A 17,124-nucleotide genomic window follows, 5' to 3' on the forward strand; every position below is an offset into this window, starting at 1 on the left:
GCGCCTGACGGTGGTTCCGCCAGCCCCGACACAGGATCGGGCCCCCGCCGCAGCCGGGCCGGCCGCTCCCGCATCCGGTGGTTCGGCCGGGGCTGGCGCGGCCGCCGCCGGTGGCGCCTCGTCCGCGGGGAGGCGCCGCACGTCGGCATGGACGTGGAGGCCCTGGCGCGAAACTTCGCCATGATGGTGGAGCAGGGCGGCAAGGCGATGGCCGCCTACCTCACCCCGCGCGAGCCGGCCAAGACCGACGACATGGCGGAGGACATCGCCGACGCCCTGAAGACCGTGACCCACGTGGCGGAATACTGGATGGCCGATCCCCAGCGCACGCTGGAGGCCCAGTCCCGGCTCATGGCCGGCTATCTGTCCGTCTGGGCCAACACCATGAAGCGCCTCGCCGGGGAGGAGGTGGACCCGGTGACCCGGCCCGACCCGAAGGACGCCCGCTTCAAGGACGCGGGCTGGCAGCAGAGCCCCATCTTCGATGCGCTGAAGCAGACCTACCTTGTCACCACCCGCTGGGCCGAGGACATGGTGCAGGAGGCCGAGGGCCTCGATCCGCACGTGAAGCACAAGGCCGAGTTCCTGGTGCGGCAGGTGTCCAACGCCATCTCGCCCTCGAACTTCGTGCTCACCAATCCCGAGCTCATCCGCGAGACGCTGAGCTCGTCCGGCGAGAATCTGGTGAAGGGCATGAAGAACCTCACCGACGACCTGATCGAGGGCGGCGGCACCCTCAGGATCCGCCAGACCGACATGAAGGCCTTCGAGGTGGGGCGGAACCTCGCCACCACCCCGGGCAAGGTGATTTTCGAGAACGAGCTGATGCAGCTCATCCAGTACGAGCCGACGACACCCAGCGTGAAGAAGACGCCGGTGCTGCTCGTGCCGCCATGGATCAACAAGTTCTACATCCTCGACCTGACGCCGGAGAAGTCGCTCATCAAGTGGCTGGTAGACCAGGGGATCACGGTCTTCACCATCTCCTGGGTCAATCCCGACGCGCGGCTCGCCGCCAAGGGCTTCGACGACTACATGCGCGAAGGCATCATGACCGCCCTCGACACCGTGGCGGTGGCCTCCGGCCAGCGGCGGGTGCATGCGGTGGGCTATTGCGTGGGCGGGACGCTGCTGGCCACGACCCTCGCCTACATGGCGCAGACCGGGGACGACCGCATCGCCTCCGCCACCTTCCTCACCACGCAGATCGACTTCACCCACGCCGGTGACCTGAAGGTGTTCGTGGACGAGGAACAGCTCGCCAGCATCGAGCGCAAGATGAAGACGATGGGTTATCTGGAGGGGAGCAAGATGGCCTCCGCCTTCAACCTGCTCCGGTCGAACGACCTGATCTGGCCCTACGTGGTGAACAATTACATGAAGGGGAAGGCGCCTTTCCCCTTCGATCTTCTGTTCTGGAATGCCGATTCGACCCGCATGCCGGCAGCGAACCATTCCTATTACCTGCGCAACTGCTACCTCACCAATTCCATCGCCCGCGGCCTCGCCGAATTGTCCGGCGTGCGTATCGATGTCAGCAAGATCAACATCCCGGTCTATTCGCTGGCGACGAAGGAAGACCACATCGCGCCCGCCAACTCGGTCTATATCGGGGCGAACCTCCTGTCCGGCCCGGTGCGCTACGTGCTCGCGGGCTCCGGGCATATCGCCGGGGTGGTCAATCCGCCGGCGAAGGGGAAGTACCAGTACTGGGCCGACGGGCCGACGGGGCCGAGCTACGACCTGTGGGCGCAGGGCGCGCAGGAGCACAAGGGCTCCTGGTGGCCGGACTGGCTGACCTGGTTCTCGTCCTGGCATCCGGACGAAGTCCCCGCCCGCGTCGTCGGCGGCGGCCGGCTCACCCCCATCGAGGACGCGCCGGGCCGCTATGTGAAGGAAAAGAGCTGAGGGACGACGCCACGCGGCGCAGGCGCGACCGGGGGCTTTGGACGGGGTCGCGCTTTGCACGGGTCCACTGGGACGCGCGGTGCCGGTCTGCCGGGATCGCTCCCGGCCGGCAGCGCTCCACCTACCGCCTTTCGCCCGACGCCGCTTGCGTCTAGTTTGGGGGCAGGCCCGTCGTGCGGCCGAAGATTCAGGTCGAGGGCCCGTGCGTTACGTTTCCACTCGGGGCGAAGCTCCCGTTCTGTCCTTTTCCGATGCGCTGCTCGCCGGGCTCGCGCGCGACGGCGGCCTCTATGTGCCGGAGGCTTGGCCGACCCTGTCGCCGGGCGAGATCGCGGCGTTTGCCGGCAAGCCCTATGCGGCGGTGGCGAAGGCCGTCATCTCCCCCTTCGTGGCCGACGCGCTGCCCGAGCGCGCCCTCGATCTGATGATCGCCGACGCCTATGCCGGCTTCCGGCATCCCGCCGTCACCCCTTTGGTGCAGATCGCGCCGAACCGCTTCATCCTCGAGCTGTTCCACGGCCCGACCCTGGCGTTCAAGGACGTGGCGATGCAGCTGCTCGCCCGGCTGATGGACCATGTGCTCGCCACCCGCGGCTCCCGCGCCACCATCGTCGGCGCCACATCGGGCGATACCGGCAGCGCGGCGATCGAGGCGTTTCGCCATTCCGATGCGGTGGACGTCTTCATCCTCTACCCGCACAAGCGCGTGTCCGAGGTGCAGCGCCGGCAGATGACGACGGTGAACTCGCCGTCCGTCCACGCCATCGCCGTGGAAGGCACGTTCGACGACTGCCAGGGCCTGGTGAAGGCCATGTTCAACCACCACGCCTTCCGCGACCAGCTGGCGCTGGCGGGGGTCAATTCCATCAACTGGGCGCGCATCGTCGCCCAGGTGGTCTATTATTTCTACGCGGCGGTGGCGCTGGGCGCGCCGCACCGCGAGGTGTCCTTCGTGGTGCCCACCGGCAATTTCGGCGACATCCTCGCCGGCTGGGTGGCGAAGAAGATGGGCCTTCCCATCCGCGACCTCTCCATCGCCACCAACGTCAACGACATCCTGGTGCGCACGCTGGATACCGGGCGCTACGAGGTGAAGGGGGTGCTCCCCTCGTCCTCCCCCTCCATGGACATCCAGGTCTCGTCCAATTTCGAGCGCCTGCTGTTCGACGCCCTCGACCGCGACAGCGGCGCGCTGCGCCAGCTCATGGCCTCGCTCGGGCAGTCCGGCGCCTTCACCGTTCCGCGCGCGGCTCAGGCCGCCATCGCGGCGGACTTCTCTGCCGCCCGCGCCGACGAGCCGGAGACGGCGGCGACCATCGAGAAGCTCTACCGGTCCATCGGCTACCTCGCCGATCCGCACACGGCGGTGGGGCTCGCCGTGGCCGAGAAGGTGGAGCACGCCGCCAAGGTGCCGCAGGTGGTGCTCTCCACCGCCCATCCGGCCAAGTTCCCCGACGCGGTGGAGGCGGCCACCGGGCATCGGCCGGGCCTGCCGCCGCACATGGCCGACCTGATGACCAAGCGTGAAAGCCTGACCGTGCTGCCAAACGACCTTGCGGCAGTTGAGAATTTCATCCGCGCCCGCGCGCGCATCGCCTCGGGTGCCGCCGCATGAGCGTGAAGCTGTCGACCCTGGACAACGGCATTACCGTCATCACCGACGAGATGGGCCATCTCGGCACCGCCTCCCTCGGCATCTGGGTGGGCGCGGGGGCGCGGGACGAGGGGGAGAACGAGCACGGCATCTCCCACCTTCTGGAGCATATGGCCTTCAAGGGCACGCGCCGCCGCTCGGCGCGGCGCATCGCCGAGGAGATCGAGCAGGTGGGCGGCGACATCAACGCCGCCACCTCGGTGGAGCAGACCACCTACAACGTGCGGGTGCTGGGCGAGGATGTCGGCCTCGGCCTCGACATCCTGTCCGACATCCTCACCGAGCCCGCCTTCGCCCCCGATGAGCTGGAGCGGGAAAAGAACGTGATCGTCCAGGAAATCGGCGCGGTCATGGACACGCCCGACGATCTCGTCTTCGACCTGTTCCAGGAGCAGGCGTTCCCCGGCCAGAGCGTGGGCCGCTCCATCCTCGGCACGCCGGAGACGGTGCGCGCCTTCAGCCGCGACCAGCTCGGCGCCTATCTCGGGCGCACCTATCGCGGCCCGCGCATGGTGGTGGCGGCGGCCGGAGCGGTGGATCACGAGCGTGTGGTGGAGGAGGCGGCGGCGCGGCTGGCGGGCATCGCCTCGGCCACCAAGCCGGATCTTCCCGCCGCCGCCTACGCCGGCGGCACGCGCCTCGTCGCCCGCGACCTTGAGCAGGTGCACGTGCTGCTCGGGCTCGAGGGCTGCTCCTACAAGGATGCGGGCTATCACGCGGTGCAGGTGCTGGCCAACGTGCTGGGCGGCGGCATGTCCTCGCGCCTGTTCCAGGAGGTGCGGGAGGAGCGCGGGCTCTGCTACTCCATCTATGCCTTCCACTGGAGCTATCAGGACACCGGCCTGTTCGGCGTCTATGCCGGCACCGACACCGGGGACGTGGAAGAGCTCTCCAACGCCGTCATTGACCAGATCCTCGACACCGCCGAGACGGTGAACGAGACGGAGGTGGCGCGGGCCAAGGCGCAGATGAAGGTCGGGCTGCTCGCCGCGCTGGAGAGTTCCGGCGCCCGCGCCGACCAGCTGGCCCGGCAGATCCTCGGTTTCGGCCGGGTGATCCCGGTGGAGGAGATCGTGGCGCGGGTGGATGCGGTGGACGTGGCCGCGGTGCGCGCGGCGGCGCGGGGCCTCATCGGCCGCGGCCGGCCGACCCTGACCGCCATCGGCCCGAAGGGTGGACTTGAGCCCGCCGCACGGGTGGTGGAGCGTCTGGGGGTGCATTAGATGGACCCGCGCATCGGTTCGCTTGTGCCGCAGGCCGGCCGGATAACGTTTTCTCTTTGTCTTTGTTAAAGTTTCGAGTTGGGCCGTTCCCTCTCTCATGGACCACAGGCGGGCGGGAACGGACGGTTTCATTTCCGGGGGCGACGGCCGGCCTGCTCCGGCCCGGCAAAAGGCCTCCCCGGGGTCGATACAGGGTTTCGTTCGGTGCGCACCATGTGGCCGCTGAGTTCCGTCCTGATGGTCGAGCCGCTCCCCGTCATCGAGGGGAACGGCGTCTATCTGCGCGTGCCGCAGATGAAGGACTTCGGGCCGTGGCGGGATCTGAGGGAACAGAGCCGCGCCTTCCTCACCCCCTGGGAGCCCCTTTGGCCGGAGGATGACCTGAGCCGTGGGGCCTTCCGCCGCCGCCTGCGCCGCTACACGCGGGACATGGTGACCGACGAGGCCTATCCGCTCTTCGTCTTCCGCAGCGTGGACCATGTCCTCCTCGGCGGCCTGACCCTGTCAAACGTGCGCCGTGGCGTGTGCCAGGCGGCGAGCCTTGGCTACTGGATGGGGGCGCCCCATGCCGGCAAGGGCTACATGAAGGCGGCGGTGAACGCGCTCCTGCCGGTGGCCTACGACACGCTGCACCTGCGCCGCATCGAGGCGGCGTGCATGCCGTCCAACGAGCCTTCGATCCACCTGCTGGAGGCCTGCGGCTTCGTGCGCGAGGGCTATTCGCGGGAATATCTGTGCATCAACGGCGTGTGGGAGGACCACATCCTCTTCGCCCGCCTGCGCAATGACGGGGCGGTGACGGAGCGCACCCGGCGGGGAGGCGTCCGCCGCGAGGCGGCGCGCCCGGCGGTGCCGTAGGAGCCCGGCGGCCCAAGCACATGCCAACGGCCCCGGCCTTCGTGCGCGCGCGACCAAGCTTTGCTCCGGCGCGGCGCGGGCTCGTCCCGACGGCGGGAGCACAACGCGCCTCGCCGCGCCGGCATCAGTCCGCAGGCATCAGGCCAGCTTCGCCGCATAGTCCTCCGGCTTGAAGCCCACGAGGAGGCCGCCGCCCGCCTCCAGCACCGGGCGCTTGATCATGGACGGCTGGGCCAGCATCAGCGCGATCGCCTTGTCCGCGTCGAGGCCCTGCTTGTCGGCGTCGGGCAGCTTGCGGAAGGTGGTCCCCGAGCGGTTCAGCAGCTTTTCCCAGCCCACCGCCTTCACCCAGCCCTCCAGCGTCCCGCGGTCGATTCCCGCGGCCTTGTAGTCATGAAAGGCATAGGCCACCTGGTGCGCCTCAAGCCAGGAGCGCGCCTTCTTCATGGTGTCGCACGCCTTGATGCCGTAGATGGTCGTCGTCATCTGCAATTTCCTCGAAACAAAGGCCAGCAGGCTACACCAGGGCGCGCCGGGCCGCCTTCGCCTTCGCGTCGCAGGGGTGCGCCTGCGCCGTTGAACGGGCCCTAATGATCATGTAACATATCAGTGCAATCCAGCTGGACGGGCAGAAGAATGAAGACATATCGCGGAGATCGCACCATCGACGGCATCGCTGTCACCGTGGACGGACGGCCGCTTCCGCAGCGGACGGACATTGCCCCGCTGAGCCGCGACGGCTTCGAATGGAGCTATGAGGGTGCGGCCCCGGCCCAGCTCGCCCTCGCGCTCCTCGCCGACCATCTCGGGGACGGGCGCCAGGCCCTCGCGCTACACGCGGGCTTCATGCGCGACGTGGTCGCCAATTTCGCCAATGAATGGGAAATGACCTCCAGCGACATCGACGCCGCCTTGCACAAGGCCGCCGCCTGACCCTCCCGCCGGCCGCGCCGCGCGGGGCGCTTGACGGCGGGGGGAGGGTCCGTGGTCAAACGGAAGAATGGGCAGGGAGAAGGCCATGGCGAAGACCCCGGTGCGGCGGCAGAAGCGGGAGGTGGTGCTCGTTGATGCGGAGGCGGCGGATTTCCTCCCCGCCGAGACCCGCCTGCGTGCCCCGGCGCGCAAGCCGCCCGCCCGCCCGTCCCGCAAGGACGTGCTGCCCGACGTCGCCGAGGATGCGAGCCTCACCGACCGGGCCTACCGCATCCTCGAGGAGCTGATCGCCACCCTTCAGCTGCCGCCCGGCGCGGTGCTCTCGGAGCTCGCCTTGTCCGAGCGGCTGAAGATCGGCCGCACGCCCATCCGCGAGGCGCTGCAGCGGCTGGCCCGCGACGGGCTGGTGGTGGTGCTGCCGCGGCGCGGGGTGCTGGTGTCCGAGATCAACCTGCGCACCCAGCTGAGGCTTCTGGAGCTGCGCCGCGTCATCGAGAAGCTGATGGCCGGCCTCGCCGCCGAGCGCGCCACGGCGGAAGAGCGTGAAGCGTTCGCCGACATCGCCTCGTCCATGCGGCAGGCGGCGGAGGTGGAGGACGACCTCGCCTTCATGCGCCTCGACCGGCGCTTCAACCTGCTGATGGCGCAAGCCTCGCGCAACGAGTTCGCGGTGCGCTCCATGGGCCTGATGAACGCCCTCTCGCGCCGTTTCTGGTACCAGCATTATCGCGAAGTCGCCGACCTGCCGCTGGCCGCTCGCCTTCATGCCGAGGTGGCCGAAGCCGTCGCCCGGCGTGATCCGAGGCAGGCGGAGGAAGCGGCGATCCGCCTCGTGGACTATATCGAGGACTTCGCCCGGAAGACGCTGGACGCGTGAGGCGAAGCGCCCTCGTGCCCCGGCCGACTGGAGAGCAAGCGGAAGGAGAGCCGGGGCCTCGCGCACGAGTCCGCCGAAGGCGGCTTCAACGGGGAGGGCGGCGGGTATTGCCGGCTTCGCCGAACTTTCCGCTGGGCCCCGGCTCGGCACTCCGGCTTCGCCGTCGCAGGTCCGGGGCAGGCGGGTTCAGAACACCACCACGCTGCGGATCGTCTCCCCCCGCTTCAGCGCCGCGAATCCCTCGTTGATGTCCTGAAGCCCGATGCGCCGGGAGATCAGGCCTTCGAGGTCCAGCCGCCCGGCCAGCGCCGCGCGGGCGAGAAAGGGGAAGTCGCGGGCCGGCCGGGCACCGCCATAGGAGGAGCGGCGGATGCGCTTCTCGCCCATGAGCGAGCCCCAGCGGAAGGCCACGTCCCTGGTCACGTCGATCTTGCCCAGCCAGATCACCTGCCCGCCCGGCCGCACCGCCTCCATGGTGGCGCGGAAGGCGATGGCGCTGCCGGCGGATTCGAGCACCGCGTCGGCGCCACGGCCGCCGGTGAGGGTGCGGGCGGCTTCCGCCACGTCGCCGGTGCGCGCGTTCACTGTGTGGGTCGCGCCCATGCTCCGGGCCAAAGCGAGCTTGGCGTCGTCGAGGTCGGCGGCGAGGATCTGCTCGGCTCCCGCCAGCCGCGCCCCCTGCACGGCGGCGAGGCCCACGGCGCCGCAACCGATCACCAGGGCCGTGTCACCGGTGGCGATGCGCGCCACGTTCAGCGCCGCGCCCACCCCGGTCATGATCCCGCAGCCGATGAGGCAGGCCTGGTCGAACGGCAGCTCGGGCGGCACCGGCACCGCCTGCTGGTCGGCCACGATGCAGTATTCGCCGAAGGCGCCGAGGAACATGAGGCTGCCCAGCTCCCGCCCGTCTGCGAGGCGCGCCCTGGCGCCGCCGTCGAAGGCGCGGGCCTTGGGACCCTCGGCGAGGTAGCCCTCGCACAGGATCGGCTGGGCGCGGTCGCAATAGAAGCAGTGGCCGCAATGGGGGTTCCAGGAGAGGACCACGTGGTCGCCCACCTTCACCCCCTTCGCCTCGCGCCCCACATCCTCGACGATGCCTGACGCCTCGTGGCCGAGCACGATGGGCATGGGATAGACGAGGCCGCCCTCGATCACCTCGAGGTCGGTGTGGCACAGGCCCGCGGCCTTGATGCGGACCAATACATCGGTGGGGGCGAGGGGCGCGGCCTCCACCGTTTCGACGACAAGCGGGGTCTGCGGCGCGTGGAGCACCGCGGCACGAAAGGAGAGGGGCATGGTGTCAGCCGTGCTCCAGCTCGACCTCGCCGGCGATGACGCGCATCACCGCCTTGTCGCGCTTGGCCTCGGCCAGGGTGCCGGAGAAGATCATCTCGCCGCGCTCCAGCACGTAGAGGCGGTCCACATAGTCCGGCAGGTGGTGGACGTTGGATTCCGCCATCAGCACCGCCTCGCCCATGGCGCGGATGGAGGCGATGCCTTCCGAGATGACCGGGATGATCGCCGGCGACAGCCCCTCGAACGGCTCGTCGAGCAGCAGCAGGCTCGGGTCGAGGGCGAGCGCGCGCGCCACCGACACCATCTTGCGCTCGCCGCCGGAGAGCTGCGCGCCGCCGCGGGTGAGATACTGCCGCAGCTTCGGGAAGACGGCGAGGGAGCGCTCCACCCGCTCCGCCTCCGAAAGGGGCGAGCGGCGCGTCCAGGTGGGCAGCGCGATGTTCTCGGCCACCGTCAGGTCGGCATAGACCTCCGATTCCTCCGGCGAGAAGCCGATGCCCATCTGGGCGATCTCGTGGGTGGGGCGGCCCACCAGCTCCTGCCCCTTGAAGCGGATGGAGCCTGCGGCCGGCTTGCGATACCCCATGATGGAACGGAAGGTGGTGGTCTTGCCCGCGCCGTTGCGGCCGAGCAGGGCGACGAGCTCGCCCGGCTCCACGGCCATGTCGATGCCGCTCAGGATGCGGCTGCCGGCGATGTCCACCTTGAGGCCGGAAATGCTCAGCATGGGTGGATCTCCTGGGCCGGCGCTGCCTTCGGCTGCATCTTCGGCGGGCGGGTGCCGACCACGGCGGCGATGAGGGCGGGGTCCTTGAAGAAGGTTTCCGGCTTCTCGTCCGCCAGCACGCTGCCGCCCTGGAGGGCGACGATGCGGTCCGAGTAGCGGGCGACGAGGTCCATGTCGTGCTCCACCTGGATGATGCCGCGCACCCCCGCTTTCTTCGCCGCCAGCACCAGCAGCTCCATGATGGCGTGCTTGTCGCCGGTGGAGACGCCGGAGGTGGGCTCGTCGATGAGGATGAGTTCCGGCTTGAGGGCGAAGGCGCTGGCGACATCCAGCAGCTTCTTCTCGCCCTGGGAGAGGGCGCAGGCCTGCTGCTCCAGCCGATGGCGCAGGTTGAAGATGTCCGCCACCTCCTCCACCGCGTCGCGGATCTCCCGGTCGCCGCCGAGGCTGCGGAAGGGGTTGGCGCTGCGCCTCAGGCGCGAGGCGGCGGCGACCCCCAGCGTCTCGCGCACGGTGAGGGCGGGGAAGATGTTCACCAGCTGGAAACCCCGCGCCATGCCCCGGCGCGACAGCTCCACCGGGCCGATGCCGGCGATGTCCTGGCCGCGGAAGTGGACGTGGCCGGTGGTCGGCCTGAGCAGCCCCGTCAGCACGTTGACGAGAGTGCTCTTGCCCGCCCCGTTGGGGCCGACGATGGAGATGAACTCCCCGTCGTTGACGTGCACCGAGACGTTCCGCAAGGCGTGAAAATCGCCGTAGCTCTTGGAGACGGCGTGGGCGGAGAGGAGGGCGGCGCTCGCCATGGGTCAGCTCCCGCGCTTGAGACGGGCGAGGACGTCGCCGAACAGGCCGGCGATGCCTCGCGGGAAGAAGATGACGAGGAGCACCAGCACGCCGCCCATGACGAAGCGCCAGTATTGCGTCGCTGACATCACCGTGTCCTGCAGCAGCACGAAGGCAAGGCCCCCCACCACCGGCCCGGCGAAGGCTCCCGAGCCGCCCAGCACCGCCATGAAGACGAGGTTGCCGGACTGGGTCCAGTAGACGATCTCCGGGTCCGCGAGGCCGATGGTGACGGCGAGGATGACCCCGCCGATCGCCCCGTAGACGCCGGAGATGACGAACGCCGCGAGCCGCATGCGCGGGACGGTGACGCCGAGATAGGCCGCCTTCTGCGCATTCTCGCGGATGGCCTGAAGATGCAGGCCGAAAGGCGAGCGCACGATGCGCCACATGATAAAGCCGAGCAGCGTGAGCAGCGCCAGCGCGTAGTAATAGAATGGCCCGGTGAGAAAGGCGGTCTTGCCGCCCTCGAATTCCATGCCGAACAAGAGCGGGCGCAGCACCCGCATGCCCTGGTCGCCGCCGGTGAGGCCGTAGAACTTGAACAATATGGAGTGAAACAGCATGCCGAAGGCCAAAGTCAGCATGCCGAAGAAGATGCGCGTGTAGCGCACGCACAGATAGCCGACCGGGATGGCGATGAGGGTCGCCGCGGCGATGGCGGACAGCAGGATCAGCTCGATGGAGCGCACCCCGAGCTTCGATGTCATCACCGCCGCCGCATAGGCGCCGATGCCGAGGAACATGGCATGCCCGAAGGAGAGCAGGCCGGTGTAGCCGAACAAGAGGTTGAACCCGAGCAACGCGATGGCGAAGCCGAAGAACGGCACCATCAGGGTGAGCGTGTAGGTGGAGGCGACGAGCGGCAGCCCCGCCATGGCGGCGACGACCACCAGGAAGGCCGCGAGGCCGGAGGGCCGCCACAGGGCGGCGGGCGCGGCCGGCGCCACCGTGATGCGCGTCGAGGTGGGGATGCTCATGCCATCGCCTTTCCGAACAGGCCGGCCGGACGCAGGATGAGCACCGCGATGACGACCAGGTAGATGGAGAGAATTTCAGCCTCCGGCAGGACCATGATGGCCGCGGCGCGGATGAGGCCGACGATGAGGGCGCCGGCCAGCGCCCCGCGCATGGAGCCGAGGCCGCCGATGACCACCACGGCGAAGGCTTCCACCACCAGCTCCACCGCCATGTCGAGGGAGGAGGCGGAGGCCGGCACCACCAGCGCGCCGCCCACCGTGCCGAGCATGCAGCCCACCGTGAAGACGGCGGCGAAGACGCGGTTGGAATTGACGCCGAGGCCCTCGGTCATGTCGCGGTTTTCCGCGGTGGCGCGGATGATGCGGCCGGTGCGCGTCTTCTGCAGGAAGGCGCCCAGCGTCGCCGCGATGGCGATGGCCGCGGCCACCACGAGCAGGTTGTAGGTGGGCACGCGCACCCCGAGGAACTCCGCCGTGCCGTAGGCGAGATAGGCATTGTCGAGGGTGCGCGGGGTGGCGCCCCAGAAGAAGCGGAACACATCCTGGAACATCAGGAGCAGGCCGAAGGTGAGCAGCAGCTGGTAGCTCTCGTCCCGCCGGTAGACGGTGCGCAGGATGCGCTCCACCGGCAGGCCCACGAGGCCGATGAGGAGGCCCGAGAGGATCAGCACCGGCAGCACCAGGATGGGCGGCATGCCCGCGGCGCTCGCGAGCCCCACGGCGGTGATGCCGAAATAGGCCCCGAGCGCGTAGAAGGAGCCGCAGGCGAGGTTCACGATCTTCTGCACGCCGAACACCAGCTGAAGCCCGGCGGCGACGAGGAAGAGGATGGCGGCGTGAAAGACGCCGCCAAGGATCATGTCGAGAAGGACGGTCACGCGGAAGGCCTCCTCAGACCGGCAGCTTCGAGGTCTTCAGCCATTCCCAGAAATCCACGCCGGGCGGCTTCTGGAGCTGGTCGGCGGTGTAGCTGTCCACCGTCTTCAGGGTGGGGAAGTCATAGGAATTCTGGTTGGTGGACAGCCCCTGATAGAAGGTCTGCTCGGCGATCTTGTCGGTGCGGAACTGGCCCGGCCCGCCGAGGCTCTCCACCTTCTGCTTCGGGATCGAATCGATGATCTCGTCGAGCTTGGGCCAGCGGCCGGTGGCCTTCGAGGCCGCCTCGACCCCCGCCTTGTAGGCGGCGAGGGCGAAATAGGCGCGGTCCGCCTCCCAGTGCGGCGCTTCCTTGTAGCGGCCCATATAGTCGTCCACGAACGCCTTCTGCAGCGCCGAGGCGTTGGGCAGGGCGAAGTAGAGGGTGTTGTGCCCGAACACGATGTTCTCGGGCATGAACTCTTTCTTCAGCTGGTTGATCTGCCAGCCGGCGGCGGGCAAAGCGAGGTTCACGCCCTCGAACAGGCCGGCGGCCGAGCCCTGCTTCATGAACACCGGCAGGTCGGCGAACAGCATGGAGGAGAAGATGAAGTCGGGCTTGGCCGCCTTCAGCGCCGCCACGTGCGAGGTGAGGTCCATGGTGCCGACCTTGGGCCACTGCTCGGCCACCACCTCCACCTCGACGCCGGCGCGGTTGAGGATCTGCCGGAAGGCTTCCCAGTTGTTGCGGCCGTAGGAATAGTCCGGGTTGATGCCGGCGATGCGCTTGATCTTGCCCTTGAAGTATTTGATGGCGAGGAGCGAGGCCATCACCGCCTCGCACTCGTTGTCGGTGGAGCGGAAGACGTAGCGCGACTTGGGCATGGCCTCTTTCACGCCGTCCTGCGTGGTGCCGTCCCACATGATGAGGAGCGCCTGCTCCTCCTCGGCCACCGGCGCGACGCCCAGGCTGACGCCGGTGGAGATGAGGCCCTGCACGCAGTCCACCTTCTCCTGCAAGGCGAGGCGGCGGAAGCGCTCGATGGTGTCCTTGGGCGAGGTCTCCTCCTCGATCACCAGCTCCAGCGGGCGGCCGGCGATGCCACCGGCCTTGTTGATGCGCTCGGCGGCCCACTGCACCGCGCGGATGCCGCATTCGCCGACCGTGCCCATGGCGCCGGAGCGGGGCGCGAGGATGCCGACGCGCACGGGCTTTGCCTGGGCGATGGCTGGCGAAAAGATGCCGGGCGCGGCGGCGGCGAGGCCGGCAGCGCCGACCCCCCGCATCAGAGTGCGGCGAGATATGTCCATTGGCGTCCTCCCTCTGAGCGCGCGCCGATGAGCCTGCGGCGCAGGCCCGTCGGACGACTCGTCCTCGTTTCTCAAGTCCGGAGCGGATTCACCCATCCGGTTGTCGCAACCGGCCGGGATCCGCTGCCCGCGGGTCTTATGCCCGTCTTTGGAAACTGACATATCATAGATATGCCAAAAGAATGTCTGCAAGCGCCTTTTTTGATCTGGATCATTTTGAAGGTGGCCAGTTTCAATAAGCCATTGATTTTTAATGCATCTGTTCGGCGTGGAAAGCAGCGGCACGGGGCATTGCGCCCGCTCTGGCGGGCGAAAAGGTGCTCTTGCGCATGATGTGATGCTGACATATTAGTTGTCCACACGAGCTTCGCCGCGCCCCATGGGGCGTGCAGGCGGCGTCGGCCGGAAGACGAATCAGGGTGCAGCCGCCCGGCGGGCCGCCTCGTCGGGCGGGCGCCCCGGGGCGCAGGCATTCAAGGCAAGACGCAAGGGAGAGAGCGATGGAACTGACCTCGAGCCCCATGACCGAGCGGCAGCGCAAGTATCGCGCGACCTACCGCGAGCGTGTTACCGGCTGGTACAACGGCTGGCTTCACATCCTCATCATCTACACGATCGGCTTCACCGCCCTCTACGTGTACGTCGCCAACATGCACCAGGTGCGGTGGTGGGAGCTGCTGACCATTCCCGTGGTCTTCCTGTTCTGCAACTTCTTCGAATGGTGGCTGCACCGCTATGTGATGCACCGCCCGTCGAGCTTCCCGCTGTTTCGGGCCGTGTATAACCGGCACACCCTCATGCATCACCAGTTCTTCACCGAAGAGGAGATGCGCTTTGCCGACCATCACGACTGGCGCGTCACCTTCTTCCCGCCTTATGCGCTGGTGACCTTCACGCTCATGTCCATTCCCGGCGCCATCATCCTCGGCTGGCTGATCTCGCCGAACGTGGGCTGGTTGTTCATCACCACCACCACGTCCATCTACCTCATCTACGAGTTCATGCACTTCTGCACGCACATCGACGAGAACTGGCTGGTGCGGAACACGCCCTTCATCAACACCATCCGGCGCCACCACGCGGCGCACCACAATCAGTCGCTGATGATGGAGCGGAACATGAACCTCACCTTCCCCATCATGGACTGGGTGTTCGGCACCTCCGACCTCAACCGCGGCCTCGTCGGCCACCTGTTCAACGGCTACGACACGCGCTTCGTGAAGACCGACATGCGCCGCACCGCCCGGACCCCGCGCGGCACGGCCGAAGCGTCCGCCCGCGTGGCGGCGGCCGAGTAGCGGCAACCGCCATGGACGCCATCGAGCCCAACCTTTCCGCCCTCGCGGTCTTCGCCGCGTTGTGGACGGCGGCATGCCTCGGCTTCCTCGTGCTCGCGGGCATGTATCCCGCGCGCACGCGGCCGGCGGCGGCGCGAAAAGCCGGCGGCCTTGCCCTCGTCGCCCTCAACAGCCTGCTGTGGCTGGCGCTGGCGGCCGGGGCGCTGGCCTATGGCTACGCGCACCTGCGGCTGACATCCCTGGTGATCGTGGGGGGGCTTGTCGTGCTGTTCGCGCCGGCGCCGTTCGAGCTCCTGCCGAACGCGTTCCGCGACGGCCGGCGGGGGCTCGCCGCCTTGGTGGCGCTCCAGGCCGCGGCGCTGGCGGCCTGGCTCGCGGTGCCGGGCGGAGGCGCCGCGCTGTTCCAGCATTTCGCCTGACCGGCGTTCGAGATCCGGAGGAAAAACGTCATGCCCACCCGCATCAAGTTCATGCTGTCCCTCGTGGTGCTCGCCGTCGCCGCCGCCGGCTACGCCTTCCAGGCGAGCCTGGGACTGCAGGGGCCGAAATATGCCGTCGCTTTCCTCGGCATCTTCATGGTGGTCGCCATGTGGGTGTTTCCGGAAGTGCAGCGCCGGCCCGGCGACAAGGTGTAGGTCGCCATCGCCGCGAGGGAGAAAACGCGATGATCGCCGTCATTTTCGAGGTGTGGCCCGCCGAGGGCCAGCGCGAGGTCTATCTGGACCTCGCCGCCCGCCTGCGCAGCGAGCTGGAGCAGATGGACGGCTTCATTTCCGTGGAGCGGTTCGAGAGCCTCACCGAGCCGGGAAAGATGCTGTCCCTTTCCATCTGGCGCGACGAGGAGGCGGTGAAGGCCTGGCGCAACCTCGCCTCCCACCGCCGGACACAGGCGGCAGGACGCGCGGGCGTGTTCCGCGACTATCGCCTGCGCGTGGCCGCCGTGGTGCGCGACTACGGGATGACCGAGCGCGCCGAGGCGCCCGACGACAGCCGCGCCGTCCATCGGCCGAAGCTCGCGGCCGATCCGGCCTTCTGAGCCCCCTCAGCGCAGCTCCGGCGGCCAGGCGAGGCCCGAGCGGCCCTCGCCGTCGTCCGGCGCGGCGGCGGCGCGGGCGGCCTCGTCCGAAAGCCCGATCTCGCGCAGCACTTCGATGGTGCGGTCGGTGAGGTCGAGGGGCCCCGCGAGCGCCGGCGTCCGTGACAGGCGCGGCACCGCCGGGACCCGCTCGGGTCCGCAGCCGGGATGGCGGGCGGCCACGTGGGGCTCGTCCCAGACCTCGTCCGGCGCAAGGACGGGCGCGACGCAGGCGTCGGTGCCGGCGAACACGTCCGTCCAGTGGGCGCGGGTGCGGGCGGCGAACGTCCGCGCGAGTGTCTGCTCGATGTGGGGCCACAGGTCGCGCCGCATGTGGTCCGGCGCGTCACCGAGGCCGAGGGTGCGCCACAGGGTCTCGAAGAAACCGCGCTCCAGCGCTCCCACCGCCATGTAGCCGCCGTCGGCGCAGGCATAGGTGCGATAGAAGGGCGCCCCGCCGCCGAGCAGGCCGTCGCCGCGCGCCGGCCAGTGCGGAGTGCGCCAGAGCGGCAGGTGCATGGCCATGAGGGAGAGGGCGCCGTCCATCATCGCCGCATCGATGAACTGGCCCCGGCCGGATGCCTTCGCCTCCACCACCGCCGCGAGGATGCCGATGGCGGCGACCAGGCTGCCGCCGGCGAAATCGGCCACGAGGTTCAGCGGCGCCTCGGGCGGCCCGTCCTTCGGCCCCATGCTCCCGAGCACGCCGGAGAGTGCCAGATAGGTGATGTCGTGCCCGGCTTCCTTCGCGCGCGGCCCGTCCTGCCCGAAGCCGGTGAGGGCGCAATAGACGAGGCGCGGATTGAGGGCGGAGAGCTCGCCATAGCCCGCGCCGATGCGGTCGGCGACGCCGGGGCGGAAGCCTTCCACCAGCACGTCGGCGGTCTTCACCAGCGCATGCAGGGCGGCCCGGCCCCCGGCGGCCTTCAAATTGAGAGCGATGTGGCGCTTGCCCCGTGAGAATTCCGGGATCGCCACGCCGGCGCGCCCGCCGCCCACCACGATCACCTCCGCGCCGAGGTCGGCGAGCAGCATGGTGCAATAGGGGCCGGGGGCGAGGCGGGAGAGGTCGACGACGCGGATGCCGGCGAGGGGGCCTTTGGGGGTGGGCGGCGTGTCGGGCATGGCGTTTTCTCATCCCTTGTGGCGTCGCGCCGGCCTCGTGCCCCGGCCGACTGAAGCGTAAGCGGAAGGAGAGCCGGGGCCCAGCGCAGCAACTCCGCCGGAGGCGCTTCCAAACCCTCGACGCGGCTTAAACATTGCCTGCTTCGCAGCACTCTTGCGCT

General features: G+C 68.9%; 18 protein-coding genes. 10 read left to right on the forward strand and 8 right to left on the reverse strand.

Annotated elements, in window-relative coordinates:
- Positions 1–147: 147 nt before the first annotated feature.
- The 4 genes from phaC to EZH22_RS18155 all read left to right on the forward strand — a co-directional run bounded on the left by phaC (position 148) and on the right by EZH22_RS18155 (position 5,643).
- Positions 148–1,908 carry a class I poly(R)-hydroxyalkanoic acid synthase gene (gene phaC / locus EZH22_RS18140; RefSeq protein WP_203191900.1) on the forward strand — a complete coding sequence of 587 codons (1,761 nt, stop codon included), beginning with the start codon at positions 148–150 and terminating at the stop codon, positions 1,906–1,908.
- Between the two features lie 202 nt (positions 1,909–2,110).
- Entirely contained in the window at positions 2,111–3,523 is a 1,413-nt protein-coding gene (gene thrC / locus EZH22_RS18145) for a threonine synthase (protein ID WP_203191901.1), read from the forward strand.
- Complete coding sequence (locus tag EZH22_RS18150) at positions 3,520–4,785, forward strand: M16 family metallopeptidase (RefSeq protein WP_203191902.1); 1,266 nt, start codon at positions 3,520–3,522, stop codon at positions 4,783–4,785. The genes thrC and EZH22_RS18150 overlap by 4 nt, the downstream gene beginning before the upstream one ends.
- Before the next feature lie 213 nt (positions 4,786–4,998).
- On the forward strand, positions 4,999–5,643 hold the full coding sequence (locus EZH22_RS18155) for a GNAT family N-acetyltransferase (protein WP_203191903.1): 645 nt from the start codon (positions 4,999–5,001) through the stop codon (positions 5,641–5,643).
- A 138-nt stretch (positions 5,644–5,781) separates the two neighbouring features.
- Here the strand turns inward: EZH22_RS18155 and EZH22_RS18160 are convergent, their stop codons facing one another.
- The gene (locus tag EZH22_RS18160) at positions 5,782–6,129 is read right to left on the reverse strand and encodes an ArsC family reductase (protein ID WP_203191904.1); all 348 of its coding nucleotides are present in this window, start codon (positions 6,127–6,129) and stop codon (positions 5,782–5,784) included.
- Positions 6,130–6,279: 150 nt separating this feature from the next.
- On the opposite strand from EZH22_RS18160, the gene EZH22_RS18165 reads away from it, so the two are divergent.
- Together EZH22_RS18165 and EZH22_RS18170 are read left to right on the forward strand one after the other, a co-directional pair.
- Positions 6,280–6,576 (forward strand): DUF6166 domain-containing protein, encoded by a 297-nt coding sequence (locus tag EZH22_RS18165; RefSeq protein ID WP_203191905.1) that lies wholly within the window; start codon positions 6,280–6,282, stop codon positions 6,574–6,576.
- An 85-nt stretch (positions 6,577–6,661) separates the two neighbouring features.
- Positions 6,662–7,453, forward strand: a complete 792-nt coding sequence (locus EZH22_RS18170; RefSeq protein ID WP_203191906.1) for a GntR family transcriptional regulator — start codon at positions 6,662–6,664, stop codon at positions 7,451–7,453.
- 186 nt (positions 7,454–7,639) lie between these two features.
- Here the strand turns inward: EZH22_RS18170 and EZH22_RS18175 are convergent, their stop codons facing one another.
- From EZH22_RS18175 to EZH22_RS18200, 6 genes are read right to left on the reverse strand one after another with little or no spacing between them, the layout of a single operon-like run.
- Positions 7,640–8,749 carry a Zn-dependent alcohol dehydrogenase gene (locus tag EZH22_RS18175; RefSeq protein WP_203191907.1) on the reverse strand — a complete coding sequence of 370 codons (1,110 nt, stop codon included), beginning with the start codon at positions 8,747–8,749 and terminating at the stop codon, positions 7,640–7,642.
- Between the two features lie 4 nt (positions 8,750–8,753).
- Positions 8,754–9,476, reverse strand: a complete 723-nt coding sequence (locus EZH22_RS18180; protein WP_203191908.1) for an ABC transporter ATP-binding protein — start codon at positions 9,474–9,476, stop codon at positions 8,754–8,756.
- Positions 9,470–10,279 (reverse strand): ABC transporter ATP-binding protein, encoded by an 810-nt coding sequence (locus EZH22_RS18185; protein WP_203191909.1) that lies wholly within the window; start codon positions 10,277–10,279, stop codon positions 9,470–9,472. The genes EZH22_RS18180 and EZH22_RS18185 overlap by 7 nt, the downstream gene beginning before the upstream one ends.
- A 3-nt stretch (positions 10,280–10,282) precedes the next feature.
- Positions 10,283–11,299 carry a branched-chain amino acid ABC transporter permease gene (locus tag EZH22_RS18190; RefSeq protein ID WP_203191910.1) on the reverse strand — a complete coding sequence of 339 codons (1,017 nt, stop codon included), beginning with the start codon at positions 11,297–11,299 and terminating at the stop codon, positions 10,283–10,285.
- Entirely contained in the window at positions 11,296–12,177 is an 882-nt protein-coding gene (locus tag EZH22_RS18195) for a branched-chain amino acid ABC transporter permease (protein ID WP_203191911.1), read from the reverse strand. The genes EZH22_RS18190 and EZH22_RS18195 overlap by 4 nt, the downstream gene beginning before the upstream one ends.
- Before the next feature lie 13 nt (positions 12,178–12,190).
- Positions 12,191–13,465: an ABC transporter substrate-binding protein gene (locus EZH22_RS18200; RefSeq protein ID WP_203191912.1), complete on the reverse strand. Its 1,275-nt coding sequence runs from the start codon at positions 13,463–13,465 to the stop codon at positions 12,191–12,193.
- 500 nt (positions 13,466–13,965) lie between these two features.
- On the opposite strand from EZH22_RS18200, the gene EZH22_RS18205 reads away from it, so the two are divergent.
- The 4 genes from EZH22_RS18205 to EZH22_RS18220 are packed head-to-tail and all read left to right on the forward strand — an operon-like array spanning position 13,966 to position 15,799.
- The gene (locus tag EZH22_RS18205) at positions 13,966–14,763 is read left to right on the forward strand and encodes a sterol desaturase family protein (protein WP_203191913.1); all 798 of its coding nucleotides are present in this window, start codon (positions 13,966–13,968) and stop codon (positions 14,761–14,763) included.
- An 11-nt stretch (positions 14,764–14,774) separates the two neighbouring features.
- Positions 14,775–15,182: a hypothetical protein gene (locus EZH22_RS18210; RefSeq protein WP_203191914.1), complete on the forward strand. Its 408-nt coding sequence runs from the start codon at positions 14,775–14,777 to the stop codon at positions 15,180–15,182.
- A gap of 30 nt (positions 15,183–15,212) precedes the next feature.
- Positions 15,213–15,398, forward strand: a complete 186-nt coding sequence (locus EZH22_RS18215; protein WP_203191915.1) for a hypothetical protein — start codon at positions 15,213–15,215, stop codon at positions 15,396–15,398.
- Between the two features lie 29 nt (positions 15,399–15,427).
- The gene (locus EZH22_RS18220; RefSeq protein WP_203191916.1) at positions 15,428–15,799 is read left to right on the forward strand and encodes an antibiotic biosynthesis monooxygenase family protein; all 372 of its coding nucleotides are present in this window, start codon (positions 15,428–15,430) and stop codon (positions 15,797–15,799) included.
- Between the two features lie 6 nt (positions 15,800–15,805).
- Here EZH22_RS18220 and EZH22_RS18225 read toward each other — a convergent pair whose 3' ends face one another.
- A complete protein-coding gene (locus EZH22_RS18225; RefSeq protein WP_203191917.1) occupies positions 15,806–16,963 on the reverse strand; it encodes a CaiB/BaiF CoA transferase family protein in 1,158 nt (385 codons plus the stop codon).
- Positions 16,964–17,124: the final 161 nt, after the last annotated feature.

Origin of the sequence: Xanthobacter dioxanivorans (genome assembly GCF_016807805.1) — a bacterium.
Lineage (GTDB): Bacteria > Pseudomonadota > Alphaproteobacteria > Rhizobiales > Xanthobacteraceae > Xanthobacter > Xanthobacter dioxanivorans.